The organism is Defluviitalea raffinosedens (assembly GCF_016908775.1).
GTDB classification, from domain to species: Bacteria; Bacillota; Clostridia; order Lachnospirales; family Defluviitaleaceae; genus Defluviitalea; species Defluviitalea raffinosedens.
The window spans coordinates 168,084-179,758 of record NZ_JAFBEP010000002.1 but is presented as its reverse complement, the minus strand read 5'-3'; the positions used below and the strand labels follow the sequence as shown (position 1 = coordinate 179,758).

10 protein-coding genes are annotated in these 11,675 nt (G+C 36.4%); all 10 read left to right on the top strand.

Features of this window, described 5'->3' with window-relative positions; genetic code table 11:
- The first annotated feature begins 108 nt into the window (after positions 1-108).
- The 10 genes from JOD07_RS02755 (at position 109) to lonB (ending at position 11,660) form a co-directional block, all read left to right on the top strand.
- Entirely contained in the window at positions 109-1,512 is a 1,404-nt protein-coding gene (locus JOD07_RS02755) for a sugar ABC transporter substrate-binding protein (RefSeq protein ID WP_158740121.1), read from the top strand.
- A gap of 73 nt (positions 1,513-1,585) precedes the next feature.
- A complete protein-coding gene (locus JOD07_RS02750) occupies positions 1,586-2,578 on the top strand; it encodes a carbohydrate ABC transporter permease (protein ID WP_158740122.1) in 993 nt (330 codons plus the stop codon).
- Positions 2,578-3,426 (top strand): carbohydrate ABC transporter permease, encoded by an 849-nt coding sequence (locus JOD07_RS02745; protein ID WP_243144574.1) that lies wholly within the window; start codon positions 2,578-2,580, stop codon positions 3,424-3,426. Before JOD07_RS02750 ends, JOD07_RS02745 begins: the two co-directional genes overlap by 1 nt.
- A 232-nt stretch (positions 3,427-3,658) precedes the next feature.
- Positions 3,659-4,930, top strand: coding sequence for an ABC transporter substrate-binding protein (locus JOD07_RS02740; RefSeq protein WP_204612068.1), 1,272 nt, complete (start codon positions 3,659-3,661; stop codon positions 4,928-4,930).
- 205 nt (positions 4,931-5,135) lie between these two features.
- On the top strand, positions 5,136-5,954 hold the full coding sequence (gene bglS, locus JOD07_RS02735) for a beta-glucanase (RefSeq protein ID WP_279380837.1): 819 nt from the start codon (positions 5,136-5,138) through the stop codon (positions 5,952-5,954).
- 190 nt (positions 5,955-6,144) lie between these two features.
- Positions 6,145-6,426 carry a DUF503 domain-containing protein gene (locus JOD07_RS02730; protein ID WP_204612060.1) on the top strand — a complete coding sequence of 94 codons (282 nt, stop codon included), beginning with the start codon at positions 6,145-6,147 and terminating at the stop codon, positions 6,424-6,426.
- Positions 6,427-6,629: 203 nt separating this feature from the next.
- Complete coding sequence (tig, locus tag JOD07_RS02725; protein ID WP_204612058.1) at positions 6,630-7,919, top strand: trigger factor; 1,290 nt, start codon at positions 6,630-6,632, stop codon at positions 7,917-7,919.
- 51 nt (positions 7,920-7,970) lie between these two features.
- Positions 7,971-8,555 carry an ATP-dependent Clp endopeptidase proteolytic subunit ClpP gene (gene clpP, locus JOD07_RS02720; RefSeq protein ID WP_158740126.1) on the top strand — a complete coding sequence of 195 codons (585 nt, stop codon included), beginning with the start codon at positions 7,971-7,973 and terminating at the stop codon, positions 8,553-8,555.
- Between the two features lie 21 nt (positions 8,556-8,576).
- Positions 8,577-9,872, top strand: coding sequence for an ATP-dependent Clp protease ATP-binding subunit ClpX (clpX, locus tag JOD07_RS02715; RefSeq protein WP_204612056.1), 1,296 nt, complete (start codon positions 8,577-8,579; stop codon positions 9,870-9,872).
- A gap of 120 nt (positions 9,873-9,992) precedes the next feature.
- Entirely contained in the window at positions 9,993-11,660 is a 1,668-nt protein-coding gene (lonB, locus tag JOD07_RS02710; protein ID WP_243144575.1) for an ATP-dependent protease LonB, read from the top strand.
- Positions 11,661-11,675: the final 15 nt, after the last annotated feature.

The window sequence follows — 11,675 nt, the reverse complement described above, 5'->3', positions numbered from 1 at the left end:
GGTTAATTTGAATAATAATATTGTCCCCCTATATCGTAATTTTACACAGTTATAGCAGGGACAGTTTTTTTTTATAATAAAACCATCAAAAAAAAAGGGGGATATAATATGAAAAAAGCATTATCCATCATCCTTGCAACAGCACTTTTAGTGAGTGCCTTTGTAGGATGTGGAAAAAAAGAAACATCCAATCAAGCAACTAATGAAACAGGACAGCAAGTTACTAACAATGAACAGCAAGCAGGAAATGATTCGCAAACACAAAACAACGGAAACTCTGATGTAACAAAATTAACTGTGTGGATTATGCCTAACAGTGGGCATGCAGAAGAAGATTTTCGTGATGTATTGAAACCTTTCCTGGATCAAAATCCAGATATACAAGTAGATGTTACTGTATTAGACTGGGGTTCCGCATGGACTAAGATTACGACTGCTGCAACCAGTGGAGAAGGTCCAGATATTACTCAATTAGGTACAACGCAGATTGCCGCTGTAGCTGCTATGGGAGCTTTGGAGGATTTAAGCGGTGTATATGATCGTTTTGGCGGCGAAGGGGCTTTTGTTGAAGCAACGCTTCCAACAACTCAGATTTTAGGCCAGGGTGACGCAAGATACGCTGTACCATGGTTTATTGATACAAGAGCATTGTTCTACAGAAAAGATATTTGTGAACTAGCAGGAATTAATCCAGAGACTGATTTTGAAACATGGGAATCCTTTGAAAAAGCTTTGGGCAAGCTGAAAGGGTTAAAAGTAGATGGAAAAGAAGTAGTTCCACTTATTATGCCTGGTAAGAATGACTGGAACGTAATACATAACTTTGCACCATGGATTTGGGGCGCAGGCGGAGACTTCATTGCTGAAGACAACAAAACCTGTATCATCAATTCACCTGAAGCAGTTGAAGGTATCAGATTCTATTCTGAATTAGCTACCAAAGGTTTAATGAGTATGACACATCTCGAGAAAAACTCTGCAGAAGTTGAAACTATTTTTAACTCAGGAGAAGCAGCAATGATCTTTACTGGTGCTTACAATATCAGCACACTTCGTAGAGAACAGCCAGAACTGGCAGAAAAGATTGGTACAGCTCCAATGCCAGCTGGTCCAAAAGGAAGATATGTTTTCTTTGGCGGCAGTGGTTTGTGTGTGTTTAAGAATTCAAAGAACAAAGAAGCTGCATACCGTGTGCTTGAATATTTAGCATCAACAGATGCACAGGTGGCATATCAAAGATATTGCGGCAACTTGCCAACAGTAAAAGCAGCTTATGAAACAGAATTTGTTTCAGAAGAACCATTAAGAGAAGCATTCAAAAGACAATTACAATATGGTAAAGCATATCCATCTGTAGCAGGATGGGGACCATCAGAAACAGTTCTTCAAAAAGGTTTAAGTAATGTTTGGGACAACGTTATGGGTGTATACGGCCAATATGATCCGGCAAGAACACAAGAATTCTTAGATCAGATAGCAAGTGAATGTACAGTTGTTTACAGTCAGAATTAGTTAAAGCAAATAAACCGCTGCAATAAAGCGTTTATTGCAGCGGTTGATCACTTAATCGTTGAGAGGTGTAGAAATGCGTTTAGAATTGCGGCAACCGAAAATAAATGGACCAAAAAAGGCAGTAAAAGATGAAAAGACAAGACTTCTGCACAGAATTAAAAGCAATAAATTAGCATATTTGATGATTACACCGGCTGTAATAGGGATGATCATCATACATTTAATACCTATTGTATCAGGTCTATGTATGTCCTTTCTGAAGCTCAATCAATTTACTTTAAGACAGTTTTTAAAAGCTCCGTTTATTGGTCTTGATAACTATAGAACAGTGTTATTTGATCCGCAAAGCACCATTCGTTCTGGTTTCCTCAATGCATTAAGAAATACAGCGATATTTGGAACTGCATGCAGTGTGAGTGTTATTGTGATAGCACTTTTACTTGCTATTCTGCTGAATCGGGAGTTTAAATTCCGTGGACTGGCAAGAACATTATTAATGACTCCCTGGGTTGTTCCTTCTTTTGTTGTAGGTATGTTGTGGGGATTTATGTGGCAGAATGATGGAATTATAAACAGAGTATTAGTGGATATATTACATATACTACCAACCAAACCTTTCTGGTTAACAGGACCAATAGTATTGGTTGCAATCATAATACCAACCATATGGAGACAAGTTCCTTTTGTAATGTTAATGCTGTTAGCAGGATTACAGCAAATCCCGGATGAATACTATGAGGCGGCTGAAATTGATGGAGCCAATGCCTGGGGCAGATTCCGCCATGTTACACTGCCTTTACTCAGGCCTGTTTTATCTATTCAAATTTTGAACGGTATTTTAAATTATGTTTATTCCTTTAACATCGTTGCAATGATGTTTGGCCATGGTGCGGGATTCCCTGGAGAATACGGGGATTTATTAATGACAAATATTAACAGAAACTCATTCCAGATATGGCAGTTTGGAACTGGTGCTGCTGCCACAGTGATTGTAATGATATGTGTTATGATTTTAGTTGCATTATGGTATAAAGTCTTTCAGGATGATTTGGTGGTGAATGACTAGTGAATTATAAAAAACGAAAAAGAAGATTTGATATCTTAGGACATATTGTATTAGGTATATTTGTCTTTTTTGCTGTTGCACCCATTATCTGGATGGTGGTATCGTCTTTATTGACACAGGGTGAAATAGTAACCGGCGATTATGGAATACCGATGCATTTTGAAAACTATATTGAAATGTGGCGAAGAGTGAATTTCTTCCAGTATTTTAGAAATAGTTTTATCATTTGCAGCGCGACTACTGCTGTGGCACTAAGTATAGCGACTCTGGCAGGATATGCAGTTTCCCGTTTCAAATTCCCCGGCTCTAATATATTTGGTGCCACAGTTTTAGCAACCCAGATGGTTCCGGGAATTATGTTTTTGTTGCCTCTTTATTTAATGTTCATTAAGATCCAGGATACATTTGAAATTCAGTTGATCAATACTTATCAGGGAGTAGTAATCGTATATTCAGCCTTCTTTATTCCTTTCAGTATATGGATTTTAAGAGGTTTTTTTGCAAGTATTCCGACTGAATTGGAGGAAGCTGCAATCATCGACGGATGCAGTCGATTTGGGGCATTTGTAAGAATAATACTACCTATAGCTAAAGTAGGAATCATTGCAACAGGTATATACATATTTCTTATGGCCTGGGATGAACTTTTGTTTGCATGGGTATTGACGACATCAGCTGACGTAGCAACCATACCGGTAGGAATACGTTTGTATGTTGGCAACTATCAAAACCGTTACGATTTGTTGATGGCTGCTGGCTGTGTAACCACTTTACCAGTTTCAATTATATTTTTCGGGTTACAGAAGTATTTCGTTACTGGTATGACTGCTGGTGCAGTTAAGGGATAATAGATTAAAGCAAAGCAATAAACTAAAATGTAGGAACTTAGATGAGCACATTTATGTGTTCGTCTAAGTTTTTGTCTGTTTTTAGATATGTTTAATTTTACAAGGATATTGAACTATTGGAGAAAGTTTTGCGATCTGTAATTAGTAGGAAAGCTTGTATAGTATCAAAACTATATGATATAATTTACTTGTTCACGATATTTAGAAATATCTGAAAGGTGGCAGAAAAAGCTTGAAAGATAATCCGATTATAAAGCTTTTATTTTTCTTGGGGATCACTTTAATAGTTTTACTGCTAAACATTTATTCAGATTTTATTTGGGGCGATGCTTCAGATAATAAGAACAAAAAAGAAGTTATTCGAGTATGGACTATTCATGGAGATACGGAAGAGGCTTTGGAAAGAGTTTTTAAAAAGTATGAAGAAAAAAATCCCAATATTACATTTGAAATAACTGTGTATAAAAATGAAGTTTATCAAGCGGCAATAAATAATGCTTTATTTACTGGCAACCTTCCAGATATGTTTTTTTGGTGGGGATTCAGTAAACTGGAAAGATTGGTTGATGCTGATGTAGCTTATGACCTTTCGCTAGCAGTGAAAAACAGGCAGATTCAGTCAGAGGTTATTGATGGTGGTATGAATGCCTTCACTTTTAATAATAAAATATATGGGCTTCCATTATATGGATGGACGGCGACCATGTTTTGCAACAGGCAGATATTCTCAGAGAATAAGCTGAAATATCCTGAGGATTATGATCAATTTATTGAGACGATTAATCATTTACAAGAAAAGAATTATGATCCCCTGGTTACCAGCGCGTTAGAGGGCTGGGTTCCGTCTCTTTACTATATGGGTTTGGTTCAGGGAGAAGGAACGGGGAAAAGCATATTTGATGCAGTAAAAGATCACTCTTTATTTTCAACTCCACAATTTGGTAATTCAGCAAGTAAATTATATCATCTCGTTGAGTTGGGAGCGTGGCAGGATAATTATTTGGAATGTGATGGATACAATGCCGTTTATTATTTTGCACAGGGAAAAGGAGCCATGCTGTATTATGGCAGCTGGGCGACTACTTTCCTGGAAGGAGAGTTATCAAAAGTTTCAGATCAAGTAGATGTTATTCCTTTTCCAAATGGAAATAATAAAGAAGGTATAGGAGGCTTTGTAGATACATTTGTGATCAATAAAAAAGGGCTCATTGCAAAAGATGAAGAATTGGTTAATATGTACATAGATATTATGCGTGAAGTATCAGATATTATAGTATGCGAAGTAGGCAGCGGCATTCCGGTTTACTGTAATCAAAGCATTGATCAGGAGCGTTTCCCTTTGCTCTATAAGATTTGGGAAATGAACAAGGACAGAACACTATATCATGCTTATGACCAAATTATGTCTGAAGAGTTGACAGAAAAATACTACTTGTTGTTAAAAGAAATGATGGCAGGAGAAATTAACGATGAAGAGTTTATAAAAAATATGTCTGTAGATTAAGAGAGTATAGGATCAGCTTAATGGCCCAGTTGCTAAAGGATTTGCAATTTTTTCTTTTAGCAATTGGGCCATTAAGTTGTGCACGTAAATCTTAATATTGCCTAACAATATCATAATATTATGCTCTATATTATTAAAATTCAAACCGTTATACTATATTTGCTGGGCAATAACTTTTTAAAAGCAAAACAAGGAGCTGATCAGCATGCATAAGTTTATGAAGACATTAGGAATTATTTTAGTTACATCAATTGTCCTGACGGGATGTGGTCCAAAAGACGTTAACGAAAGTAATCAGAAAGGAGATCAAAAGATGGGAGCCAGCAATAACATACAAGAGGCAGCAAAAGATACTGAGCAAAAGGCAACAACAGTTCTTAAAACAGACTTGGATGCTCATGATGAAGAGCTGTTTGAAGTGGCAGATGGATGGACTAATGGCAATATGTTTGACTGTACATGGAGAAAGGACAATGTAAACTTTGAAAATGGGATCATGAAATTAACTATAAATACTGATGGAGAAAATGCCAGCCCTAAATATTCAGGAGGGGAATATCGTACCAGAGGTTTTTATAGTTATGGTTTATATGAAGTAAGAATGAAACCTATCAAAAACGATGGTGTTGTGTCATCATTCTTTACATATACCGGTCCCAGTGACAACAATCCCTGGGATGAAATAGATATTGAGTTTCTGGGTAAAGATACTACAAAAGTACAGTTTAACTATTTTACCAATGGCATTGGTAACCATGAATATTTGCATGATTTAGGCTTTGATGCTTCTGAAGATTTTCATACCTATGGATTTGAATGGCTGCCAGGCTCAATTACCTGGTATGTGGATGGAGAACCAGTATATACAGCCACCGAGAACATTCCTGTTACTCCTGCCAAAGTAATGATGAATGTGTGGCCGGGAACAGGTGTTGACGGTTGGCTCAATGCTTTCGATGGGAAAGTACCATTGACAGCAGAATACGACTGGATTCGTGTGACACAATATGATCGCTCTGAATAATTGTGGCTATACTAGGCTAAATTCTTTTTAAGATATTCCTTAAGAAGAGTTTAGCTTATTTTGTATTCAAAGATCGAATGATTTTTCAGAGCACTTTGTTCTTTTTCATAGAATATGATAATATAGTTTATAATATTCCTATATGGAGCATCCTATTTATTTAGGAAAAACATATAAATGGAGTGTTATTATGATCATTGGAACATGCAAGATTTATTTCCGGGCAAACTGGGTATCGTCATTAAAGGAAAAGAGAATGATTTTAAAAAGTATTATAAGCAAAGTCAAACATCGCTTTAATGTATCCATTGCTGAAATAGAAATGCAGGATTCCCATCAGAATGGAGTGATAGGCATTGCCTGTGTTTCTCAGGAGACCCAACATGCCGACCAAATGATTCAAAATGTAATTAATTATATAGAAAATAATATTGAAGCGGAAATTTATGATATCGAAATAGAAATCATATGACGCCTTGACGTTGTTTTTTTTATTAGATATAATGTTTTGGAAACTGGTGATAATAAAGAAAATATGCATTTTAGTAGATTTACAGTATAGTATATGGTATAATATTTAAATGGCTATTTGTAAATTTTACTTTACAAAAATACTATGTGCACCTGATAAAGCAATGTACATAGATAAAAATATCGTTCAAGGAGGACAAATGAATGAGTTCGCAGTTAGAAAGATTAGAAAATAATCAAGTTAAATTGACAATTGGAGTTTCGGCAGAAAGATTTGAAGAAGGTATGCAATATGCCTTCAATAAAAATAAAAAACATATTTCAATTCCTGGATTCCGTAAAGGAAAAGCTCCAAGAGCATTTGTAGAAAAAATGTATGGTCCAGAGATTTTTTATGAAGATGCCATTAATTACGTTATTCCTGACGCATATGAAGCGGCAATTAAAGAACACAATTTAGAAGTTGTATCAAGACCTGAATTTGATGTTGAAAAAATTGAAAAAGGTAAGGATATAGTGCTTACTGCTATTGTAACAGTAAAGCCTGAGGTAACATTAGGTCAATATAAAGAAGTTACAGTACCAAAAATGGATATTGAAGTGAAAGATGAAGAAATTGAAGAAGAATTAAAGAAAGTTCAAGATCAAAATGCCCGTATTATTACGGTAACAGACCGTCCTGTTAAAGACGGAGATGAAGTTATTATAGATTTTGAAGGATTTATGGATGGAAAAGCTTTTGAGGGCGGAAAAGGAGCAGATTATTCTCTTAAAATAGGTTCTCACAGCTTTATTGATACTTTTGAAGAACAACTCATCGGAGCAAATCCTGGAGATGAAGTAGAAGTTAATGTTACTTTCCCTGAAAACTATCATCAAAAGGATTTAGCAGGTAAACCAGCTTTATTTAAAGTAAAAATTAAAGAAATTAAAGAAAAAGAACTTTCAGCATTAGATGATGAATTTGCAAAGGATGTTTCCGAATTTGAAACTTTAGATGAATACAAACAAGATATTAAGGCAAAACTGTTAGAGCAAAAAGAAAAAGCTGCTAAGTTAGAAAAAGAAAGAAATGCCCTTGAAAAAGTCATTGAAAATGCAAAAATGGATGTACCGGAAGTAATGATTAATAATCAAATTGATCAGATGGTACAAGACTTCAGCATGAGAATGAAATATCAAGGCTTGCCAGTTGAACAATATCTTCAATTTACAGGACAAACAATGGAAAATCTTAGAGAAAACTTCCGTTCTGATGCAGAGTTCCAAGTAAAAGCAAGATTAGTTCTTGAAGAAATTGCTAAGAATGAAAACATTGAAGTAACGGATGAAGAACTAAATGATGAATTCAAGAGAATGGCTGAACAATATCAGATGGAGTTAGACAAATTATTAAGTAATGTTGGAGATGCGGAAAAAGAAGCAATAAGAGAAGATATCAAAATCAGAAAAGCTGTTGACTTGGTAGTAGATAGCGCAAAAGAAGCAAATTAATCCGCAGAAATTATACTCTATGCTAAAAATAAGTATAAGGAGGAATGCTGTATGAGCTTAGTGCCAGTAGTTGTTGAACAGACCAGTAGGGGCGAACGTTCCTATGATATTTATTCCAGACTGCTAAAAGACAGAATTATTTTTCTTGGTGAAGAAATCAACGATGTTACAGCAAACCTGGTTGTTGCACAGCTTTTGTTCCTGGAAGCAGAAGATCCTGATAAAGATATTCATTTATATATAAATAGTCCTGGTGGCTCTATTACAGCAGGTATGGCAATCTATGATACGATGCACTATATTAAGCCGGATGTATCCACTATTTGCATAGGTATGGCTGCAAGTATGGGCGCTTTTCTACTCAGTGGCGGAGCAAAAGGAAAAAGATTTGCTGTTCCTAATGCAGAAGTCATGATTCATCAGCCTTTAGGAGGGGCAAGGGGTCAGGCAACAGATATTCAGATTCATGCAGAGCATATTCTTAAAACCAAGAAAAAAATGAATCAAATGTTAAGTGAGAATACCGGGCAACCCCTTGAAAAAATTGAGAGAGATGTAGAAAGAGACTATTTCATGACCGCACAGGAAGCGAAAGAATATGGGCTGATTGATGAAGTGATTACTTCAAGGAAGTAGTAAATAATAAGAGGTGAGCTAATGGCTGGAAGATATGAAGAGAAGAAACAGCTTAAGTGTTCATTTTGCGGAAAAAACCAGGAGCAAGTGAGACGCTTAATCGCTGGCCCTGGTGTATATATATGTGATGAATGCATTGAGCTGTGCTCCGAGATCATAGAAGAAGAATTCGATGATCTTCCTGAAAATAGAGAAGTCGCTAAGGTTCCTAAACCCAAAGAAATTAAGGCTGTTTTGGATGAATATGTTATAGGGCAAGATAAAGCAAAAAAAGCCCTTGCTGTTGCGGTGTATAATCATTATAAAAGAATTTATTCTGATGACCGTTATGATGATGTTGAGCTCCAAAAAAGTAATATTTTGATGCTTGGTCCTACAGGCTCAGGTAAAACTTTGCTTGCACAAACCTTAGCAAAAATGTTGAATGTTCCATTTGCGATGGCAGATGCAACATCTCTGACTGAAGCAGGTTATGTTGGTGAAGATGTAGAAAATATCTTGCTGAAACTTATTCAGGCAGCAGATTATGATATTGAAAGAGCAGAACAAGGCATTATATATATTGATGAAATAGATAAAATTGCCCGTAAATCTGATAATCCGTCCATAACGAGAGATGTAAGCGGTGAAGGTGTGCAGCAAGCCCTTCTTAAAATTCTGGAAGGTACAGTGGCTTCTGTTCCACCCCAGGGAGGGCGAAAGCATCCTCATCAGGAATTCATTCAGATTGACACGACCAATATTTTATTTATTTGTGGTGGAGCTTTTGACGGAATCGAGAAGATTATTGAAAAAAGAATCGGTAAAAAGGGAATGGGCTTTGGTGCAGAGGTAAAGAGTAAAAAGGAAAAAAATATCGGAGAAGTTCTCAACCATCTTTTACCACAAGATTTGCTTAAATTTGGTCTTATTCCTGAATTCATCGGTCGGGTGCCTGTTATCGTAACTTTAAACAGCCTGGATGAAGAAGCTCTTATACAGATCTTAACGGAACCTAAGAATGCACTGATCAAGCAATATAAGAAATTGTTTGAAATGGATGACGTTATCATCGAATTTGAGCAAGAAGCACTGAATTTAATTGCCAAGAAAGCAATTGAAAGAGAAACTGGTGCCAGAGGCTTAAGAGCAATTCTTGAAGAATTGATGACAGATGTTATGTATGAAATTCCGTCTACTAAAGACGTGGAGAAATGTATTATTACAAAAGAAACTGTTGAGTTTAATAGAAAGCCGGAGATTATTATTAATCCAAACAAACAGCCGATCAAAAAGCCAAAGAAGAAAAAAGCCAAAAGAGGAGAATCAGCCTCATAAAACAGTATATTTCAATAAAAGTGTACAATCGAAAGATTGTACACTTTTTATATCATAAAAACCTCCTGATTGTGCATACTATACGTAAATCACCTTGGACGCATGATAGGAGGATATTTCGTGAGCGATATTTTAATCTATATTCAGTTTGTATTTACAATCATTGTAGGAATTTATTTTTTCACTCTTTTGAAAACACAGCAGACTACAAAAACTTCTATTGGGAAAGAATCCAAGAAAGAATTAGAGAAATTAAAGAAATTAAGAGCAATTCATTTGTCTGAGCCTTTATCGGAGAAAACACGTCCCAGTTCCTTCGATGAAATCATTGGTCAGAATGATGGACTGAAGGCCTTAAAGGCAGCTTTGTGCGGACCTAATCCACAGCACGTCATCATATACGGACCACCGGGGGTAGGTAAAACCGCAGCTGCCAGAGTTGCCCTGGAAGAAGCAAAAAAGATCGCTATCTCTCCTTTTAAAGAAGATGCGAAATTTATAGAAATGGATGCAACGACTCTCAGATTTGATGAAAGGGGTATTGCAGACCCTCTTATCGGTTCTGTTCATGATCCTATTTACCAAGGGGCAGGGGCATATGGAAGCGCTGGAATTCCCCAACCCAAACCAGGAGCGGTTACCAAAGCCCATGGAGGCGTTTTATTCATTGATGAAATAGGAGAACTTCATCCCATACAGATGAACAAACTTTTAAAGGTTCTGGAAGACAGAAAGGTATTTTTAGAAAGTGCATACTACTCTTCAGAAGACAGCAATATTCCAAGTCATATTCATGATATTTTCCAAAATGGTTTACCCGCAGATTTCAGATTAATAGGAGCAACAACAAGAACTCCGGAAGAAATACCTCCGGCTCTTCGTTCCCGATGTACCGAAATATTCTTTCAACCTCTTACTAAAGATGATGTAGGGAAAATTGTAAAGAATGCGGCAAAAAAGGGAGCTTTTGCTTTGGAGGAAGGAGTAGCAGAGCTGATCACCCAGTATGCGTCTAACGGAAGAGATGCAGTGAATATCGTTCAAACGGCAGGATGTATAGCTACTATAGAAAACAGGAAAGAGATCACCGTTAAAGATGTGGAATGGGTCATTGAATTTGGACAATACAGCAAGAGACCTGATAAAAAGATATCCTCCGAAAAAGCTGTAGGATGTGTTAATGGACTTGCGGTTTACGGAGTTCGAATGGGAGCATTACTTGAAATTGAAGTGATTGCTGAACCTGCGGAGGAAAAATCAAAAGGGATTGTAACTGTAACAGGGATTATTGAAGAAGAAGAATTTAATAAATCCAATGGAAAAATGAAAAGAAGAAGTACTGCCAAAGGATCAATAGACAATGTTTTAACTGCTATGAAAAACATTTTAAATGTCAACTATAAAGATTACGATATTCATATCAATTTCCCCGGGGGAATGCCTGTGGATGGACCTTCTGCAGGAATTGCAATCTTTACTGCAGTATATTCAGCGATCTTAAAAAAGCCGGTTTCTAATAAAATAGCCATGACTGGCGAGATTTCAATAAGAGGAAATGTTCATCCTGTAGGGGGTGTACATGCCAAAATCAATGCAGCAATATCAGCAGGAATTGAAGAAGTACTTATTCCTGCAGACAATTGGCAGGAAACCTTTGAAGATTATAATATAAAAGTCATTCCGGTTAAAAACATCGATGAAGTTTTAAAAGAAGTGTTTAAGGAGGCAAAAGATGAGCTTGTTTCCAAGCCTGATACTTCTAAAGTATTAACTGCACAAGGGATATAAACACTGATTTGTAAA

Excerpts from the sequence above, each read along its gene's own strand:
- JOD07_RS02755 (WP_158740121.1), top strand. The coding sequence starts at position 109 with ATGAAAAAAGCATTATCCATCATCCTTGCAACAGCACTTTTAGTGAGT.
- JOD07_RS02750 (WP_158740122.1), top strand. The coding sequence starts at position 1,586 with ATGCGTTTAGAATTGCGGCAACCGAAAATAAATGGACCAAAAAAGGCA.
- bglS (WP_279380837.1), top strand. The coding sequence starts at position 5,136 with ATGCATAAGTTTATGAAGACATTAGGAATTATTTTAGTTACATCAATT.
- JOD07_RS02730 (WP_204612060.1), top strand. The coding sequence starts at position 6,145 with ATGATCATTGGAACATGCAAGATTTATTTCCGGGCAAACTGGGTATCG.
- tig (WP_204612058.1), top strand. The coding sequence starts at position 6,630 with ATGAGTTCGCAGTTAGAAAGATTAGAAAATAATCAAGTTAAATTGACA.
- clpP (WP_158740126.1), top strand. The coding sequence starts at position 7,971 with ATGAGCTTAGTGCCAGTAGTTGTTGAACAGACCAGTAGGGGCGAACGT.
- clpX (WP_204612056.1), top strand. The coding sequence starts at position 8,577 with ATGGCTGGAAGATATGAAGAGAAGAAACAGCTTAAGTGTTCATTTTGC.